20 protein-coding genes are annotated in these 19,118 nt (G+C 46.0%); 2 read left to right on the forward strand and 18 right to left on the reverse strand.

Annotation, left to right across the window (positions count from 1 at the left end; genetic code table 11):
- Positions 1-101: 101 nt before the first annotated feature.
- Positions 102-962 carry a GNAT family N-acetyltransferase gene (locus VSQ61_RS12910; protein ID WP_334344831.1) on the reverse strand — a complete coding sequence of 287 codons (861 nt, stop codon included), beginning with the start codon at positions 960-962 and terminating at the stop codon, positions 102-104.
- Between the two features lie 101 nt (positions 963-1,063).
- Between VSQ61_RS12910 and VSQ61_RS12915 the strand changes: the two genes are divergently transcribed.
- Complete coding sequence (locus tag VSQ61_RS12915) at positions 1,064-1,585, forward strand: peptidylprolyl isomerase (RefSeq protein WP_334344832.1); 522 nt, start codon at positions 1,064-1,066, stop codon at positions 1,583-1,585.
- Between the two features lie 60 nt (positions 1,586-1,645).
- Here VSQ61_RS12915 and VSQ61_RS12920 read toward each other — a convergent pair whose 3' ends face one another.
- The 3 genes from VSQ61_RS12920 to VSQ61_RS12930 all read right to left on the reverse strand — a co-directional run bounded on the left by VSQ61_RS12920 (position 1,646) and on the right by VSQ61_RS12930 (position 4,502).
- Entirely contained in the window at positions 1,646-2,983 is a 1,338-nt protein-coding gene (locus VSQ61_RS12920; RefSeq protein WP_334344833.1) for a replication-associated recombination protein A, read from the reverse strand.
- 80 nt (positions 2,984-3,063) lie between these two features.
- Positions 3,064-3,693, reverse strand: a complete 630-nt coding sequence (locus VSQ61_RS12925) for a polysaccharide deacetylase family protein (protein ID WP_502877037.1) — start codon at positions 3,691-3,693, stop codon at positions 3,064-3,066.
- 308 nt (positions 3,694-4,001) lie between these two features.
- Positions 4,002-4,502, reverse strand: a complete 501-nt coding sequence (locus VSQ61_RS12930) for a hypothetical protein (protein WP_334344835.1) — start codon at positions 4,500-4,502, stop codon at positions 4,002-4,004.
- 199 nt (positions 4,503-4,701) lie between these two features.
- Here VSQ61_RS12930 and VSQ61_RS12935 point away from each other — a divergent pair, with 199 nt between their 5' ends.
- Positions 4,702-4,875 (forward strand): DUF4250 domain-containing protein, encoded by a 174-nt coding sequence (locus VSQ61_RS12935; protein WP_334344836.1) that lies wholly within the window; start codon positions 4,702-4,704, stop codon positions 4,873-4,875.
- 64 nt (positions 4,876-4,939) lie between these two features.
- Here the strand turns inward: VSQ61_RS12935 and VSQ61_RS12940 are convergent, their stop codons facing one another.
- From VSQ61_RS12940 to VSQ61_RS13005, 14 genes are all read right to left on the reverse strand, one after another.
- Complete coding sequence (locus VSQ61_RS12940) at positions 4,940-5,929, reverse strand: galactose/methyl galactoside ABC transporter permease MglC (RefSeq protein ID WP_334344837.1); 990 nt, start codon at positions 5,927-5,929, stop codon at positions 4,940-4,942.
- A 21-nt stretch (positions 5,930-5,950) separates the two neighbouring features.
- Positions 5,951-7,459 (reverse strand): sugar ABC transporter ATP-binding protein, encoded by a 1,509-nt coding sequence (locus VSQ61_RS12945; protein WP_334344838.1) that lies wholly within the window; start codon positions 7,457-7,459, stop codon positions 5,951-5,953.
- A gap of 191 nt (positions 7,460-7,650) precedes the next feature.
- Positions 7,651-8,769, reverse strand: coding sequence for a galactose ABC transporter substrate-binding protein (locus VSQ61_RS12950; protein WP_334344839.1), 1,119 nt, complete (start codon positions 8,767-8,769; stop codon positions 7,651-7,653).
- Between the two features lie 129 nt (positions 8,770-8,898).
- Positions 8,899-9,921, reverse strand: a complete 1,023-nt coding sequence (locus VSQ61_RS12955; RefSeq protein WP_334344840.1) for a substrate-binding domain-containing protein — start codon at positions 9,919-9,921, stop codon at positions 8,899-8,901.
- Positions 9,922-10,016: 95 nt separating this feature from the next.
- Entirely contained in the window at positions 10,017-11,720 is a 1,704-nt protein-coding gene (locus VSQ61_RS12960) for a cache domain-containing sensor histidine kinase (RefSeq protein WP_334344841.1), read from the reverse strand.
- A gap of 47 nt (positions 11,721-11,767) precedes the next feature.
- The gene (locus VSQ61_RS12965) at positions 11,768-13,378 is read right to left on the reverse strand and encodes a response regulator (protein ID WP_334344842.1); all 1,611 of its coding nucleotides are present in this window, start codon (positions 13,376-13,378) and stop codon (positions 11,768-11,770) included.
- A 227-nt stretch (positions 13,379-13,605) separates the two neighbouring features.
- Entirely contained in the window at positions 13,606-13,932 is a 327-nt protein-coding gene (locus VSQ61_RS12970) for a LiaI-LiaF-like domain-containing protein (protein WP_334344843.1), read from the reverse strand.
- Positions 13,901-14,473 (reverse strand): hypothetical protein, encoded by a 573-nt coding sequence (locus VSQ61_RS12975; protein ID WP_334344844.1) that lies wholly within the window; start codon positions 14,471-14,473, stop codon positions 13,901-13,903. The genes VSQ61_RS12970 and VSQ61_RS12975 overlap by 32 nt, the downstream gene beginning before the upstream one ends.
- Before the next feature lie 3 nt (positions 14,474-14,476).
- Entirely contained in the window at positions 14,477-14,884 is a 408-nt protein-coding gene (locus VSQ61_RS12980; RefSeq protein WP_334344845.1) for a hypothetical protein, read from the reverse strand.
- Positions 14,881-15,372 (reverse strand): RNA polymerase sigma factor, encoded by a 492-nt coding sequence (locus tag VSQ61_RS12985; protein WP_334344846.1) that lies wholly within the window; start codon positions 15,370-15,372, stop codon positions 14,881-14,883. Before VSQ61_RS12985 ends, VSQ61_RS12980 begins: the two co-directional genes overlap by 4 nt.
- A gap of 435 nt (positions 15,373-15,807) precedes the next feature.
- Positions 15,808-16,698 (reverse strand): YitT family protein, encoded by an 891-nt coding sequence (locus tag VSQ61_RS12990; RefSeq protein WP_334344847.1) that lies wholly within the window; start codon positions 16,696-16,698, stop codon positions 15,808-15,810.
- Positions 16,699-16,745: 47 nt separating this feature from the next.
- Positions 16,746-17,312 carry a xanthine phosphoribosyltransferase gene (locus tag VSQ61_RS12995; protein ID WP_334344848.1) on the reverse strand — a complete coding sequence of 189 codons (567 nt, stop codon included), beginning with the start codon at positions 17,310-17,312 and terminating at the stop codon, positions 16,746-16,748.
- Between the two features lie 94 nt (positions 17,313-17,406).
- Complete coding sequence (locus VSQ61_RS13000; RefSeq protein ID WP_334344849.1) at positions 17,407-18,153, reverse strand: SIR2 family NAD-dependent protein deacylase; 747 nt, start codon at positions 18,151-18,153, stop codon at positions 17,407-17,409.
- Positions 18,154-18,374: 221 nt separating this feature from the next.
- Positions 18,375-18,722 carry an arsenate reductase family protein gene (locus VSQ61_RS13005; protein WP_334344850.1) on the reverse strand — a complete coding sequence of 116 codons (348 nt, stop codon included), beginning with the start codon at positions 18,720-18,722 and terminating at the stop codon, positions 18,375-18,377.
- Positions 18,723-19,118: the final 396 nt, after the last annotated feature.

The following is a 19,118-nucleotide window of genomic DNA, read 5'->3' on the forward strand; positions in this document are numbered from 1 at the left end:
GGGCATAAAGGGATACCCGTAGGGTGTTTCCTTAGATTTGTCCGTATTTTTTTGGGCATAAAGGGATACCCTAAAGTGTTTCCCGATTACTAAAAAAGATTTTAATACTCTGCAATCCGTAGATTTAATAGATAACGGCACAACCTGTGCTCCTGATAGGCAAAGCTCCGTTCCTGATAAAAACCCAGCTTTTCAATCAAATACCGAGAGTTTTTGTTATCTTTGTCTATATAAGCACTTACCTGCCTGAAATCCAGGATCTGCTTTCCATAAGCCAGAACCGCACGGCAGGCTTCCTCCCCGTAACCCCGCCTCCGGTACTTTTTTCCAATAAGATAACCCATATCAATCTCCGAAAAATTCAGATAGTCTGCAATGCCAAAGCCGGCACGCCCAATCATCTTGCAGCTTTTCTTTTCGATAACCACCCACATGCCGAACTGGTACAGACCATACATATAGGCAATGTATGCCCTTATTTTTTCCTCTTCTTCCTGTCTGTCAAGGGACAACTCCGGAGACAGGGAGATAGACGGCTCTTCTCTATAGAGGGCATTGATTCCATCCAGATCCGAAAGAGTCATCTCCCGAATCAGAAGCCTGTCCGTTTCCGCAATCTGAACGGGAAGGCCCTGAGCCCGGGTATGGATATTCTCAAGAAAGATCCGATCTATCTCCTGAAAGCCTTCTATAAGGATTCTGCACCCGGAAAGCTGCTCCTGGGGAAGCTCCGGATTCAAGTATCCTACACAGAAAAGTCCCAGGTCAAGAGCCATCTGCTCTTCTCTGTCCCTCTCCACCAGACACAGAACCTCATTCCTGTCCGCTTTCAGAGCATCAATTGCCTGAAGCAAATCTGCCTGTTCCCGGTGTTCCGCCACCCTCCAGGCAAGCCCCTCTTTTGTAAGCGTCTTCTGAAGCTGTTCCGTTCCGGAAGCCGCAATCACAATCCCTTTCAGCATTTTTCAAAAACTCCTTTACGAATCTTCCCTTTTCATTTAAAATAATACCCGGCGGCATTTTGCCCCTATTATGATGGAATAGAAAAAGGAGAATAACATCCATGGCACAAAATCCAATTATCACCTTTGAAATGGAAAACGGAGGCGTCTACAAAGCCGAGCTTTACCCTGACATCGCCCCAAATACGGTCAGCAATTTTTTAAGTCTCGTAAACAAAGGCTTTTACAATGGTCTAATCTTTCACCGAGTCATTGAAGGCTTTATGATCCAGGGCGGATGCCCGGATGGAAACGGTATGGGCGATCCCGGCTACTCTATCAAGGGTGAATTTTCACAAAACGGTTTTTCCAATCAACTTAAGCATACACCAGGAGTACTCTCCATGGCAAGATCCATGCATCCGGATTCCGCAGGCTCCCAATTTTTTATTATGCACAAGGCAAGCCCCCACTTAGACGGTGCCTATGCTGCCTTTGGGAAGGTCATTGAAGGCATGGACATTGTCAATGAGATTGCCGAAACTCCCACCGATTACGGTGATCGCCCCATGACACCCCAGGTAATAAAATCCGTCACTGCTGAAACCTTTGGCATAGACTATCCGGAGCCGGAAACCCTGTAAAATTCTTTCGCAGCAGGCAGAGGAAAACTCTATTCTATACGGAGCAATTCAATAGCTGAATCAGACTTCTTCCGTACCTGCTGCAAAACCCTTTATTTTCTGAAAATATTTCCGAATCTCTCTCTCATACCCGTTGTCTGACGGCTCATAGAATATCTCCCCTTCAATCTCTGACGGAAGATATTGCTGCTCCACATAATGATTGGGATAATCGTGGGCATATTTATACCCAATACCATGTCCCAGCTTCCTTGCACCCGGATAATGTGCATCCTGCAGATGAGGCGGAACGCTGGTTCTTAACGTCTTCACAGACTCCATTGCCTTTCCAATGGCATTGACAGCAGAATTACTCTTGGGCGCACATGCTACATAAGCGGCTGCCTGAGCCAGAATGATCTGTGCCTCCGGGAATCCAATGCGCTCTACAGCCTGGGCCGCAGACACAGCCACAGTGAGGGCCATAGGGTCCGCATTGCCTACGTCCTCGGAGGCGCAAATCATAATCCTTCTTGCAATAAAACGCTCATCCTCCCCTGCGTAAATCATTTTCGCCAGATAGTAAACAGCTGCATCCGGAGCCGAGCCCCTCATGCTTTTAATAAAGGCGGAAATCGTATCATAATGGTTATCCCCTGTCTTGTCATACCGAACTGCTCGTTTCTGAATGCACTCCGAAACCACATCCAGGGTCAGATGAATCTTTCCATCGCTCCCCTTCTCTGTGGTCAATACGCCAAGCTCCACGGCATTGAGGGCCGCCCTTGCATCTCCCCCTGAAATATCCGCCAGAAAATCAGATGCATCCTCCGTGATCTCCGCTCCATAAGCGCCCATGCCCCGTTCCGTATCATAAACGGCACGGTGAATTAATTCCTTCACATCCTTTGCTTCCAGAGCCTTCAGCTCAAAAACTACCGACCGGGATATCAAAGCCCCATTTACCTCAAAATAAGGATTTTCTGTGGTAGCTCCTATGAGAATCAGGGTGCCGTCCTCCACAAAGGGGAGAAGATAATCCTGCTGACCTTTATTAAAGCGGTGAATCTCATCCACAAACAGGATTGTTTTTCTTCCATACATTCCCAGATTATCCTTTGCCTGAGAAACCACCGCCTCCATATCCTTTTTTCCTGCCACCGTAGCATTGAGCTGGGTAAAGCTGGCTTTCGTGGTATTGGCAATTACCCGGGCAATGGTAGTCTTCCCCGTTCCCGGCGGCCCATAAAAAATCAGGGAGCTCAGCTTGTCTGCTTTGATGGCACGATAAAGCAGTTTATCCTTTCCCAAAATATGCTGCTGTCCTACTATCTCATCTAAGGTCTTAGGCCGCAGCCGGGAAGCCAGAGGAGCTTCCTGCTCCAGAGTATTTTGCCTCATATAATCAAACAAATCCATAGTATTATTATTCCTCCATGCCGGACCATGGCAGACTATCCTTCTATTCTCTGCCCGTTCCCTTATGCCAGGCCCCCATATCACTCTAAAATCAATTCATCGGCAGTCACAAACTCGTATCCCTCCGCCTGCAGAAGATCTATGATACGCAAGGCAGCCTTCACCGTACTATCGTAAGAATCATGCATTAAAATAATATCATTTTCTTCTATATCCGTCACTACTTTTTGAACAATTTGATCCACATTTCGTGTTGTCCAATCCAACGTATCAACAGACCAGAAAATGGGAAGCATTGTGACCTCGCATTCCAGCTCCTTATCCCAATTGCCAAAGGGAGGGCGAATATATTCCACCGGCTGTCCGGTAATGGCCGTAATTTTTTCACTGGTATCCAGAATTTCACGGCAAGCCTCCTCATCCTCCAGTCTGGTAATATCTACATGGTAATAAGTATGATTTCCAATCAGATGGCCTTCCTCTGCCATCCGCTTGATAATTTCTTCACGCCCCTCTATATTCTGTCCTAAAAGGAAAAAAGTCGCCTTTACATTTCTCTCTGCCAAACCGTCAAGCAGCTCTTCCGTATAATAGGGGTGAGGGCCGTCATCAAAGGTCAGAGCAATTTTTTTCGTTTCTCTTTTTTGAGTCTGTTTTCCAGCGTCCTGCAGGGATTGCCCTTTCTCACCAGGAGCCTCCCCCATAACCATTGCACGTTGGCCTTCCCTCTCCGCTTGCCTGTCCCTTATACCTGCAGCTGCGCCTACCGCCATAAGCCCAATCACCCCAACCAGAAGTCCTCGTTTCCATGCCGGAATTCCGGCTGTCCTCCCTTTCTTCACTCTATATGCTCCAAACATTCTTTTTCATTATCATATATATGCAAAAAGAAATTATTACAGAAGATATGGCTGTGGGGAAATAAGCCATCCGGTTATAGAAAAACCGATGGTTTATTTCCCCACAGCTCTCTCTTTCGTACAAAAGTTCCCTTTTCCGTATCGCAATCCCACATGCATCAGGATTCCTTTTCATTATCCCCTTTCTTTTCTTCTATGGAAGGATTCCCTTCCTCAAAGACCTTTGAAGCATCCTCATCCTCTTCTGTCCCCTCAAACTCCGGACGGAACTTCCGCTTCATCTGCACTGTCACAATATAAATCACCAGCGGCAGGATACTTCCGCCGGCGTTCTCTTCTGCTCCCATACCCAGAATCCAATACAGCACGGCACCTGCTCCCACAACATCCAATGCCAGAATCTTCAGGAACCCGCTTCGCTGCCCAACTGTCATGTTTTCAAATATCCCTAACAAACGGGGCTCTATAAAATCATTCATTACCACATAAGCGATCACAAAAATCATCAGCAGCACTTCAAAAACAACAACATTCATATTCTTGGTAACTAATGCGTAAGCCACATAGAGGATAATCACTGCGGTAATTGCAATAATAACTCTCGTTGTCAGCCTCCCTGCCTCTTTTCTTTTTTCCGGATCGATCACTCGTTTTTCCATTTGTTTCTCCTATTCCAATTTTTATTCCGGCTCCGCAGTATCTAAACAGCCTGTCTATTGTGCAGAATCATTTTATATACTGCCGTTTTTTATTTTTTAAGTGTAACAGAAATAAGTTGTACTTGCAAGTTTTCCCTTTTTGTTGTTAAATAAAAAATGAAAAACCGTAAAGTTAATTATTCAAACAGGAGTTGGTTTCATGATTCCCAAAGACCCATTCATGCTTTTGAGCTGGATCAATATGCAGCTTCGGGATTACTACCCGAACCTGGATGAGCTGTGCAGCAGCCTTGATTTGGATCGAAAGTCCCTGGAAATCACCTTGGGCGGAATTGATTTTCAATACGATCCCAAAAGCAACAGCTTTCTATAAGATCCTCAAAAAAACAGCAGCCGGATGTCTCCGACTGCCATTTTTATCTTCTTTATCATTTGCTTTATTTCTTCGCAATATACTTCCGAATATCCAGAGAAATAGCAATAAAGATAACAATACCAATTGCAATCCACTGTGCATTCGCATCCATTCCAAGGTACTGCAGAGCCAGCTTCAACAGCTCAAATACGGTAACTCCGACAATCGCCGAGGTAACACGTCCGCGTCCTCCGGTAACGGATACACCGCCGATGGTACATGCCGCAATCGCCTCCATCTCATAGCCCAGACCTAAGTTTACGGAAGCTCCGCCGGCCTTTGCGCCAAGCATAAAGCCCGCCAGTCCGTACATAGCCGCCGCCTTCATGTAGATAAGAATCAGCGTAGTCTTCACCGGAACACCGGCCACCTCTGCCGCCTGGGGATTGCCGCCTACCGCATACATATATTTTCCATGACGAGTCATATTGAAAATAAACCAGGTAATAGCCGCCACAATAATCGCAATCCAGATCAGATAGCTTATCCCTAAGAACTTGCCGCTTGCCACATTGGTATAATTACTTACATAACCGCCCAGAGGAGTTGCATTTGTAAAGATCATATTGATACCATACACAATCTCCATCATTGCCAGTGTCGCAATAAAGGGAGGCACGCTTAAGTATGCAATAAAGAAACCGGTAACCGAACCGAATGCCGCACAAATCAGCATAACAATCACCGCTACCAAAAATACGTTCATCGGCTCCATATTGGGGAAGAACTTCTGTGAGTAGTCCATACGCTGCAGAAGCACGCCCGAGATACAGGCTCCGAAACCAATCATACGTCCGGCTGACAGGTCACAGCCTGCGGTAATAACACAGCCTGCGATTCCAAGAGCAATCACCAGACGGGAACTCATATTTACCAACAGATTCAGAAGGTTATTGCTTGTAAAGAAATTATCGGTCGTAAATCCCGTATAAATTACCAGGATAAACATAACGATAATAACACCGTTATTAATCAAAAAATCTGTTATTTGTTTTTTGTTCGTTTTTTCCATTCTATCCATCCTCCTTCGCCATCAGAACTTGGTCGCGTAGCCCATAACACTTTCCTGGTTCATCTCAGCTTCTTCCGTAATCTCACCGGTAATCTTTCCATTACACATGACATAAACTCTGTCTGACATTCCCAAAAGCTCCGCCATCTCAGAGGAAATCATAATAATGGCCTTCCCCTGCTTTGCCAGCTCATTCATAATCTCGTAGATCTCATGCTTGGCGCCCACGTCGATACCTCTGGTGGGTTCATCCATGATAAGTACGTCCGGATCATTTGCAAGCCAGCGGGAAACGATAACCTTCTGCTGATTACCTCCGGAAAGATTTGCAATATGTTCCTTCATGCTTGGCGTCTTAATCCGCAGCTTTTGGATGTTCTCATCCACAATTCCGTCAATCTTCTTGTGATCCAGAACAAATCCGGCCTTCAGATGCTTATTGTAAATGGATACGCCTACGTTATCCTTGATGGACAGACAGCCGAAGATACCGTTGCCCCGGCGGTCCTCCGTAATCAGACCGATTCCGGCTTTCATGGCATCCTTGGGATGTTTGATCTTTACCGGCTTGCCGTTTATCAGGATCTCTCCCGTCTCCACGCCGCGGATACCGAAGATTCCCTCCATCAGCTCCGTTCTCTGTGCGCCTACCAGACCGCCGAAGCCCAGAATCTCGCCTTTGCGGAGGGTAAAATTAATATGCTGGAAGGATTTTGCATGGATGGAGCAAAGATCCTTTACCTCCATAATCACCTCGCCCAGCTCATTTTCCCGGGGCGGGTATACATTCGTCAGCTCACGTCCTACCATCTTGGCGATAATATCGTCCGTGGTCATATCTTCCGCCCGCCAGGTTCCCACGTATGTACCGTCACGCATAATGGTGATATCGTCGGCAATCCGCTTAATCTCATCCATCTTGTGAGAAATATAAACCATCGTTACGCCCTTATCCCGAAGATCATTCATGATCCGGAAAAGAGCCTCCACCTCATTGTCCGACAGGGATGAGGTCGGCTCGTCAAAGATAACGACTTTTGCCTGCTGGGATACGGCCTTGGCAATCTCCACGGACTGCATCTGTCCAACGGACAGGGTGCCGAGAAGGGCCTTGGGATCAAAGTCCATCTTTACTTCCTGCAGCCATTTTTCCGTTTCCGCATACATGGCTTTGTGGTCAATCACCTGTAAGGGACCGTATTTCTTTACCGGGAATCTTCCCAGATACAAATTCTCCCCCACACTTCTGGCCGGTACGGGCTGCAGCTCCTGATGCACCATAGCAATGCCGTACTTCATGGCTTCATCGGGGTTTCCAATCTCAATCTTCTGTCCGTCGAGAATGACCTCTCCTGCGTCCATCTTGTAGATACCGAACAGACACTTCATCAGTGTGGACTTTCCGGCGCCGTTTTCCCCCATCAGTGCATGTACGGTACCGGGACGGAGCGACAACTGTACATTATCCAGTGCCTTGACACCCGGAAATGACTTGCAGACGCCTTTCAGCTCCAGTTTATACTCTGCCATTTTGCTCCTCCTTCTCTTTTTTTATATTATACAGATGGCAATCTGTCATTTTTCGTAACAACCGAACGGCAAAAAACAGACATCATATCCATATCTTTTCATTCATATTTCCATTCATTATGAAAAGTGCAGGTGCCGTAATTCCAACACCTGCACCAAATTCATTCCTGCAGTTTCTTAATCAGACGTTTTTATTTTACGCTGTCAAGTACTTCCTGTGCATTCTCAGTTGTAACCTTTACATAATCACAGCCGATGTAGTGCTCGTTTCCGGCACCGGTCAGATAGTTTACTGCTGCGTCTGCTGCGCTGTGTGACTGAGAAATATGGTCATTGAATACGGTACCTGTCATGGTTCCGTTGATTACGTTCTCAAGAGCCTCGGACAGAGCGTCAACACCTACCAGGAAGATATCCTCGCCCACCTTGCGGCCTGCGGTATCAATTGCCTGAAGTGCGCCAAGTGCCATAGCGTCATTGTTGCAGAATACAACCTCGATCTTCTCGCCATGCTGGCCAAGTGCATTGGATACAAGCTCCTGTGCCTTTACCTGATCCCAGTTACCAACCTGATCGTCAAGCTGCTCTACTTCCCAGCCTGCATCTGTCAGAGCCTTAACGGAGAACTCGGTACGATACTTTGCATCAACGTTCTCGGGGTCACCCTCGATCATGATGTACTGAACCTTGCCGTCACCGTTTAAGTCAACCTTCTCCAGACCCAGGTCAACGATCATCTCGCCCTGCATGGTTCCGGACTGACGTGCGTCACATCCAACATAGGTTACATCCCAGTTGTTGTCCGCCCATCTCTGCTCCTCGGACTCGTCCGGCTCACGGTTGATGTATACAAGCGGGATTCCGGCGCCTACTACCTTGTCGGTAATGGTCTCTGCGGAAGATGAGTTTACAGGGTTGATAATCAGAACGTCAACCTTGTCATTGATGAAAGCATCAATCTGGTTGCTCTGTGTACCCTGGTCATTCTGACCGTCCTGGATGGTGATGTTCTCTTTTGCAAAGCCTAAGCTAATCAGATAGTTCTCAAGCTCCGTACGGAACAGTGTCATAAAGTTATCGGAGAACTGATAGATACATACGCCTACCTTCTTGTCTGCGAAATCTCCGCTTGCTGCAGGTGCATCAGACTCTGCCGGCTCCTCCGCATCCGCATCTGCAGGTTCCTCGGTCTCGGCCGGTGCTTCGGTCTCAGCAGGCGCTTCTGCCGGCGCTTCCTTAGAACCGCAGCCTGCCAGTAAGGTTGCTACCATTGCTACGCTTAACAATGCAGCTAAAACTTTCTTTTTCATAATGAAAAATCCTCCCTGTTTATTTTTTACAAGCTCATTGATTTGCTTGCGTTTATAAGTATACCACAAACAAGAAGGATTTCCATTAAAAATTTTATTCTTTTTGTACAAATTTTTACTAACTTCCCGTCAATCAAATGAAAATAATACTTTCTGGCAGTCTTCCTCAAACATATTTTCTCTGGTAATAGCTGTCGTTGCCGTGTCCACCTGTGAGTCCTCTATGGGAATCTCATTGATAAGGTTATATGCACATTCCACCCCAAGATACCCCATGGCATAGGGATTCTGAACAATCAAAGCATCTACCTCTCCGGTCTCCAGCATTCCCACACAGACCACATTGCTGTCGAAAGCTACCACAGAGGTTTCCTCCGCCAGCCCCAGGTCACGGATAGCATAGCTTACCCCCAGACTTGTCCATTCGTTAAATGTTGCAATCACATTGATCTCCGGATGTTCCTTAAGCATCCGAACCGTTCCTTCCATAGAATCCTCTATAGTAGAAATTACGTTAATGGCCTCTACAATCCGGACACGCTCGTCCTCCATAAGTTCTTCCCGAAGGCCTTCTTCCCTTTGCTGTCCGTTGGCGGAATTTTTGTCAAAATTTACGATTCCTACATTCAGCTCTTCTGCTTCCTCGGAAAGAACAGCCTTACCTGCCATCCGTCCTGCCTGATAATTGTCCGTACTGATTCGGCAGCTGACCTGATCGCTGTTTACATCGCTGTCAATAACAACGATTTTCACCCCTTCCTGAACCGCTGCATTGATAGCTTCTGCGTTCGCCTGGTAGTCTACTGCGGAAAATACAATCACCTCCGCTCCATTTTCTACTGCCCTCCGAATCATCTCATTCTGGGTCTGATAGTCTTCTTCATTTTCCGGTCCTTCTACAGTCAGCGTCAGATTATATTCCGTACCTGCCGCATTTGCTCCTGCAAATACGGATTTCCAGAAAGCAGAAGTGGTAGACTTGGCAATCACTGCCACATAATGGCGGTTTGTCTCTCCCCGCTCAATTTCAAATACATTCAGATTACCGATGATGTAGCGTATCCCAATGACATAGCTTGCCGCCAGAACCAATGCTCCAAGAAGTATCAGCCACAGATTCAGATGTTTCCCCGCAGCTCTGTTTTTCTTCATATTCTTTCTCCTTTTTTAAGTTGCTGCGCAACAGTACGAAAGTGTTAAGTCGCTTCCCTGCAATGTCTCCTTGCCGATGCTTCGCATTTACCTTGTTATTCCAGTTCCGTAAGCTTTGGGATTCGAATTTCCACACAGGTGCCTTCGTCCAGCTCACTCGTTATATGAAGCCCGTATTCCTCGCCAAAATAAATACGGATTCTATCGTTGACATTTTTGATGCCGATTCCGGTGCGTTCACCTGCTTCACGGTGAAGAATCTCTTTGCACTGTTCTTCCGACATGCCCACGCCATTGTCTGTCACAGTCATCCGAATGGCCGTTTCTTCCTCCTCTATGCGTATTTGTATGCAGCCTTCCTCCACCATCCGGTCAATTCCATGATAAATGGCATTCTCTATAATCGGCTGCAGGGTAATCTTATTGCACAGATAAGAAAGACAGCTTTCCTCCACATCAAACTCATAAGTGAACTGGTTCTTATAGCGGTAATTCTGTATCTTCAGATAGCTCTTTGCATGCTCTACCTCCCGTTCCAAAGTAATCAGCTCATGTCCCCGGCTGATACTGATACGAAAAAGCCTTGCCAGGGCATTTACCATCTCCACCGCTTCTTTTGTGCGGTCTTCCTCACACATCCATGCGATTGAATCCAGGGTATTATAGAGGAAATGAGGATTGATCTGTGCCTGAAGGGCATTAAGCTCTGTCTTTCTTAAGGTAATTTCCTCCTGGCGCACCTGCTCCATCAGCTCCTGAATCCGCACTACCATATGCCCAAAGGAATCCGACAGGGCGGAAATCTCACTGGCACCCCGAACCGTTACAAACTGGAAGTTCTCCGCCTCCTGCTCAAATGCCTCCATCGCTCCCGTAAGCCGCTTGGCAGGCATGGCAAACAGCCTGGAAAAGAGAATTCCCACAAGAACTGCCGTCACCAAAACAAGGAGAAGCAAGATCACACAGATGCGGACCATCCCTTCCACCCTGCCTGTAATAAGCTCGTCCACATAGCTTACACCTACCACACGCCAGTTACAGTTTTCCAGCGTGTGAATGGTATAGATCACGTTGGAGCGTGTATGGGAACCATCGGGAAGGCTCTTAAGTTCTCCTGTCATCTCTTCCTTAAGCCCGGAATAAATAAGCTGCTGCTGCGGATGATAGATCAGATTCCCTTCCGTATCCTGAATAAAGCAATAGCCATGCTGACCGATTCCCACATCATCCACATAGCTGGCAATGTTGGAAAAGCGGATGTCCATAAAGACCTGCAGTTCCTCTCCCCCTCCGTCCTTCATATTCTGACAGATAGTAACTACCCAGGGGTAATATTCTTCAAAGAGGGTTTCCACATGGGGCTTGGATATGCGAAGTCCTTTCCCCTCCGGTTCTTCCATATAAGAAAGATTCTGCAGAATTGAGCTTTTTCTTTTCAATCCATTTGACCAGCAGTTCAAAAGCTCCCCTTCCGTGCGATAGGTCGTAACTGCCACTACATCGGGGCGTATCTCCATAAAACTTTGGAAGAACTCATCCCGTTCTTCCTCCGGCTTTCCCATATGAGCGGAAATCAGCCGCATAGAATCTGCCATTCCTGCCGTATAATCTTCTACCATGTTCATCACCTGAACCACTGCCTGTTCACTGGTAATGGCCGCATTCTGCTCCATGGAGCTTTGATAAAAATCTATAAAAAAGATTAATACCGATCCCAATACCGTTAGTACCAGTCCAATAACCACACAGGTCATCATCACAGACAGGGAAATCCGGCTCTCCGGTCTATCCTTCTTCATGCTTTCCTCTTTCTAACGCAAATACTTCCCCTTGAATGCTCACCTTATTATTCGAGCAGATCCGAAAGTTTACTTTCAAACTTCCGCCTGCACGCATTTGGTGAAATCCCTTCATATTTTTTAAAGCAATAGCTGAAATAATGCTGATCGTTATAACCGCATTTTTCTGAAATTTCACGAATCTTCATGGATGTTCCTAAGAGCATCTCTTTTGCTGTCTCCATGCGCTTTCTGGTCAGCAGATCAATAAAGGTATTTCCTGTAGAACGTTTAATCAGCGTACTTAAATAATTGGGACTTACTGAAATCTCGGTGCTGATGGAATTCAAAGACAATTCCGGATCCGCAAACCTGCTTTCCATAATCGCAAGAGCCCGGTCACAGATGGCGGAATTACTCTTTTTCCGATGCTCTGCCGCCACTTCTCTCGCTGTCAGGCAAAATGCCATATAACGCTCTTCCATTTCCCTGGGATTCTCAAAAAATAACTGTCCCAGAAAGGGGGAAGACTTCTGAAGGTTCTGAACCGCCTCGCTGTCTGCCACTGCATAGACCACCCGGAATACTGCGGCAATCAGCTGCACCATCACCAGTTGAATGTTCATGGCCGGCGTATCCTCCTGTTCCAATTGTTCAAAAAGCTGTCCAAGATAAGTTCGAAGCTCATCCTCCGTTCCACTTCTTAAAAGGCTTTCTATCTCATTCACTGCCGCCTGTACGGTCTCCTGATCAAAGGTAGCTGTCCGTTCAATATCTGAGATAAAGGACACGCCCATATCGCTTCGCCTGGCATAGCCAAAGGCATCCATTGCCTCCAGATACGCCTCATGACAGCGGCCCAGCCCCGGAACCATCCTGCTGACGCCAATGGAGGAAGTCAAATTCATAATCCGTTTTACACTTTGGGAAATATCCTCCACAATAATATGCAGATACTTTTCATGGCTGGCCTTTGTCCCCGCTAACAGAGATACAATCCGTCCGTCCGTATAAAAGCTTACATAGCGCATATATTTGCGCAGAATCATATTAACCGCATTAACCGCATCCTCCACAGTGCAGTTGTTGCCGTCCCCGTCCCGGAAGCTGGTCACCAATACCGTATAGCACATATAGGTACTCTCCGGCTTAATAAAGCCTTTGCGGATAGCTTCCTGTACTAAGACCTGCTCTCGTTCCTTACCTTGTCCGTCTGAAAAAGAATCTAAAAGCAGCGGCGTAAAAAAGGCTGCCAGGTTCTGCTGCTCCTGCTCCGCATTCTTTCTGGTAAATTCTTCGAATTTATCATCTATTTTCTTTTTTATTTTTTTCAGTTCCTTTGTAAGCTCCTTTGAGGAAATGGGTTTTAACAGGTAGCTGATGATATTGTACTGGATAGCTTGCTGAGCGTAGGTGAAGTCGTCAAAGCCGCTTAAAAATGCGATCTGAATATTGGGCCTTATCTCTCTCACTGCCCGGGCAAGCTCAATGCCGGACATAAACGGCATCCGCACATCCGTAAGCAGCAGATCCGGCTCCAGCTTCTCCACCAGTTCCAGAGCCTCTACTCCGTTCTCCGCTTCTCCCACTACCTGAAAGCCTACCTCTTCCCAATCAATCCTTCTTACCAATGCCTGACGCAGCTCCGCCTCGTCATCCGCAATTACAATCGTATACATTAGGCCCTCCGGTTTATTGTTTTTTTTATTATACATGATCTATTCCCACAGAGCAAAAGAAAAATACTTGATGCAGGTCCTCCCATGCGCAAAAAGCCTGCGGTCCTCTCTTACGGACCGCAGGCTTTTTCCTTATGAGAACATATTCCGGAATATGCATGGGATACGTTTTCGTAAAATAAGGTGTTTCCCTTTCCTTATATCTTATGCCTTTTCCCTGTCCTCCGTCACCAATGGATAATGACATCTCGATACTCCTGGTAATGCTCAAAGATCCAGTCCATGCCGGCCATGCTCATGGCAAAAAGTATCAAAAGCACCAGCAGAAATATGGCTGCCCCATCATACACCACACGTTTCTCGGGCTTGCGGCTGCTTAGAAGCACCTCAATCCCCAGGCTGATAAATACGGTGGGCCACAAGCGAAATATCAATTCGTAATCCAATACCGGAAATATCAGCCGAAGCAGACACAGGGCTCCCAAGATTACCAGTATGATCCCGAATGTTACGGTTCCTACCCTATGAATGCGAATGCTCTGTTTCTCCTGCATGCTCATCCCCCCTGTCTTCCTCTTCCAAAAGCTCCTGCTTCTTGCCTCGAATCAGCATAAGGCCTACCGCAATGATTCCAATTCCCAACACGATCTGCGGAATGTAACGGCTGATGCTGTTCACGTATCCCCATGCGAAATCCGGAAGCATCCAGTAGAGCAGATCCAAAAAACTGTTCCAGAGAACCGCTGCGCCAAACAGAATCAAAATTCCTGCCAAAAGTTTGCGATACTTTGTAATGGTAATTCGATTCCAAAATTCCTGATCCATATCCACAGGAATCAGGTAATGATCCTCCAGAGCATAAAACTCCTCATCATCCATAGCATGCAGATTATTTGCATGAAAGAAGCCGTAAAACCACACAATCACATCAATCAGCATCAGAAAACCCGCATTAAAAAATATGGATAGTGCGATAATTCCCCAAAACAGTCCCATAAGGCTGAGCCCCATTCTCATAAAGCCCATATACATCTCCCCAGCTCCCGGCAGCCAGGAAAACATAAATGTCCAAAACCCACTTTTTTTCTTCGTCATATTCTAATCCTCCATCTGATCACTTTTCTGCAATCCCATCATATCATTTAACATCTGATTTATTTCCCGCATACCGTTGTTCAGTCTGCGGTTCAAAGTTTCCTCCTGCTGCCTTGCCGTCTCGCTTGGGGCCGCAGGCATTTCCTTCGGCAATTCTTTCGGCACCATAAACAGCAAAAACAGGGCTGTTACTACGGCTGCGCCTACTTTCAGGCTGTAGAAGAAAAGCTGCATCTGCTTTGATACCTTTCGGGTTGTGACTGCCATCTGATAGTCCATACGCCTGGAGCGTTCCATGATTTCCTGCTTCATATGCACAGGTGCCTTTATGAGTCCCTCTGCTTCTGCCTGACGGATAAGCTGTTCCGTGTAATTATCCAGGTCTCTGATTTTTTCATGTTCCGTCCTCATGCACTCTTCCCCTCCTTTTTTCCATAGTGTTTCCTCAGCATCCCTCTTGCCCGATAGATTTGTGTCTGAACTGTCTTTACGTTGCGGTTTCGCTTTTCTGCGATTTCTCCTACGTCCATTTCGTAATAGTAATAATCCAGGGCTATTTCATCGTAAGGTGGTTTTAAGTCTTTGCAGCAGCGGTACAGCTCCGCTCTTACTTCTTTCTCCAGGCAGGCTTCCTCCGGAGTTTGACTTTCATCCTCTTGATAGGCGAAGTAGGTATCCTCGGCCGGGATTTGCTTTCTGCCGGAATGTTTCAGATAGTCCAACGACTTGTTGGTGACGATTCTGCATATCCACGACTTTTCGTTTTTGCCGTCGAAGAGACTGTATTTTTCGTATGCGGATAAGAATGTTTCCTGTGCCAGGTCTTCTGCTGCAAAGTAATCCGCAGTTATTTTGTAGCAGATGGAAAATATCAGATTTTGATATCGGTCGATTAGCACTTCCAGTTGTTCATCTCGATTAATCGCATCCGCCTCCCCTCCGGTTCTACACAGGTAATTATCTGTTCACTATTATAACGAATGGGTGGGGGGATTATCTTCAATTTTTTATATTTTTATTTTTGGGAGGGGGGGACGGGGATGGCGTAGAGCAGGGCAGCGGGCTTTTCCATATCTGTGTTCGGACGGTTCACGTACACTTCGTCTGCTCTGAACGAACATTACTTTTAGCGTTTTGTGGTGATCTCATATTGCTTGGTAATGTTCGCTCAGAGCAGACGGAGCGTTCGTGAACAGCCGGACACCTGATATCGGAAAAGCCCGCTGCCCTGCTCTACGCCATCCCCTGGTTGCTGGTTTGAAGATAAGTTCTTTTTGGGGAATTGAAGATACTTGGGATGAGGGTAAGATTCTCCTCGCCGGGTATCTTTATAGTTATAAATGTTTTACGAATTTGCCTTCTATTCCTACGTGCTCTTTGCTTACTACGAAGGCCTGGGGATCCAGGACTCGGAGTTTGCGTTTTAGGGCAGAGAGCTCGTGTTTGGAAATTACGGTGAAGATGATGTTGGTGGTTTTTTCGGTGTAGCCGCCTTTGGCTTCCCAGTAGGTGGCGCCTCGGACGAGACCTTTTAGGATGTAGTCCATGATTTGATCCGGATCTTCTTTGGTAAAGATGAAGACCTCTGTGCTGATGTTCTGGCTGTGGGTGCGATCCATAATCAGGGTGCTCACGGCCGTGTAAATGATGCAGTAGATGACTACGGTGATGTCAAACAGCAGGGCGCAGACTAAATATATGAATAGGTTTACGGTCAGGGACAGGCGGCCTACGCTAAAGTCTTGACGGCGCTTGGTGTAGTAGATGCCTAAGATATCCATTCCTCCGCTGGATCCGCCGCTTTGGAGAGCGATTCCGATGCCGGCTCCGGCAACAATTCCTCCGATCAGGCTGGCTGTCAGGGTGTCTTCTACCAGAGGAATGGCCGGAATAGGAATTACGGTCATGAAAATGGTCTGGCTGATGACGCATATGAGGGTGCGCACAAAAAAGGTCTTGCTGATGGAATGGCAGGCCAGTATGAATAGGGGAATGTTTAAGCACAGGTTGATGAGACCTGCTATGTCTACGCTTCCCAGATTCAGGTGGGCATAACGAATAAGCAGGGTACGGATAATCTGGCTGATTCCCAGTATTCCCCCGTTGTAAAGCTCTGCCGGTACTACGAAGATGTTGATTCCGATGGAAAAGACCAGCATTCCTGCTACTGCAGTCGCAAGCCTGGATAAGTCACGCTTTTCCAATCCCAGTGAAACTATTTTCATTTGCTTCTTTTTCCTTCTTTCTATATTGAGTTTCGCAGAATGTTGTTTTAAAATATAACCTGTCCATTTTCAAAAGCCCGGATGCTTGCCTGGGCATATACTTGGATTCCCTGACTTTCCAGCTTGCTCCGCCCGGGCTGGAAGACTTTTTCGATGAGAACTCCAACTCCTGCAACGGTTGCATGGGCTTTCCGTATCAGACGGACGGCTCCTGTAGCTGCCTCACCGTTGGCAAGAAAATCGTCTACAATTAAAATGTGATCCATGTCCGATATATAGTTCTTTGCCAAGGTCAGCTCATAGGAGACATCCTTTGTATAAGAAGCCACCTCTGTCTGCCACACTTCTGTCCGGAGATTTTTTGACACCTGTTTTTTCAGGATTACCATTGGAACGTTTAAGTATTTTGCCGTAAATAAGGCCGGGGCGATCCCCGAAGACTCTATGGTAAATACCTTTGTAATCCCCTGGGCCCGGAAATGCTCTGCCATATCCTTTCCAAGCTCTTCCATCAGTCCGATGTCAATCTGATGATTGATAAATCCGTCTACCTTCAAGATGTCCTGTCCAAGAACAATTCCCTCCTGTAAAATCCGTTCTTCCAATAATTTCATAATATTTGTTTTCTCCTTTTTGTTGTTTGCTTTTATCAAATTTTCATCTTACAAGACAAAAAGGGGCTGCCAGGGCAGCCCCTTCATTTTTTCTTTATTCTTTTTTTCCCTCTGGCCAGACAATCTTCGGCAATGCTTTCTTTACTTCCTCACGAAGAATGATATTTGCCTTCTCATCCCTAAAATGCTCCTGACTGTTAATGAGAATGAGACTGCTGCCTTCAAAATACTGAACATACCGATCACACAGGCCGGAATTAAAATTGGTACCTAAAAGCAGAAGTACATCTGCCTTAGAAATCTCATTTACTGCGCAGGTCATAAGCTGGTTGTCCACCTGCTCACCAAAAAGCATGACCTTTGGTCGAACCGGAATCTGACATTTTTCACACAGAGGAATCTTCTTGGAATCCCGAATATACTCCATGGAATACTTCTTTCCGCAGCGAGGGCACTCATTGTCAAAAATTGTGCCATGAAGATTCAAAACCCTCTCACATCCTGCCCGCTCTGGCAAATTATACACATTATTTGTGATAGAATACTGAAGCTGACCCCTGCGCTCCAACTCTGCAAGAGCAGAAAAACCTTCACCTGGCTCCAGGGTTGGCTCTAACATCTCTTTCTTATAATATCTGAAAAATGTCTCTGTGCGGTTGGTGTAAAAAACAGAAGAAAAAATCTCTTCCGGGGAATATCCATACTCCCGTTCTACCTTATAAGAAATCTCAGGTGCACGCATGCTCTGCATTCCTGATTCTTTCATCATGTCTGTACCACACATAGCCACCGTGTAAGAGCTTTTCTCCAGAATTTCCCGAATCACTTTATATTCGTCCATCTTTATACCTCCTGCAGAATTCAACGTACTCTCAGAAAATCAGACGCAAAATGGTGCAAGGGAATTTCCAAGAGTGCTCACTATTTATTCTCTTTCTATTGTGCCATTAATTGTCATTTTTGTCAATATTGCCAAGCTTTCTTTTGCAGGTTTATAGGATCTGCACAAGAAAAAACGATTATAATCCTATGCTTTTGACTATTCAAATTCCTTTCTATCGCCTACAGCAACGCCTCACCCCACTCCTTTTCCCGAAAGCCTGTAAGGATTTTCTCTCCAATAATCAGCGGTCGTTTTACTAACATACCATCAGTGGCAAGCAGACATATTTGTTCTTCTTCACTCATAGTCTCCAGCCTGTCCTTAAGTCCCAGCTCCCGATATTTCATACCGCTGGTATTGAAAAAACGCTTAATGGGAAGTCCGCTTTCCTTGACCCATGTTCTAAGCTCTTCCTCTGTGGGATTTTGCTCTGCTATATGGCGGGACTCAAATTCTATGTGATTAGCCTCCAGCCATTTTTTGGCCTTTTGACAAGTACTGCATTTGGGATATTCAATAAATAACATGATTACACCTCCGTTTTAAGTTGCTACGCAACGGTACTAAAAGGTAAAGTCGCTTCATTTAGGGCATACAAGTTTCTTTGATTCTCACTTCTCCATCAATTCTCGGTTAAAAACTATATCGTTGGGAAATGAAACATATTGCGTATGTTGAACTTCAATTTGTTCTTCTTTCATTATATGATTTTCTGTTTTATTCTGCAAGACCAGAAAACAGCAATCATGGGCATCACCTTCTCTCTATTTTACGTTGTTATGGGAATGGGAAAACGGAGCCGTCTTCCTATGAAATTATTGAAATCAGTGTTTTGCAGCAACTGTTTCTTTATAACATGTCCAGTTTAGCATATCTGTACAAAAATGCAATATTTTTTACAAAGCTTTACAGTTAAATAAGTA

This window comes from Candidatus Merdisoma sp. JLR.KK006, from assembly GCF_036941035.1.
GTDB lineage: Bacteria > Bacillota > Clostridia > Lachnospirales > Lachnospiraceae > Laedolimicola.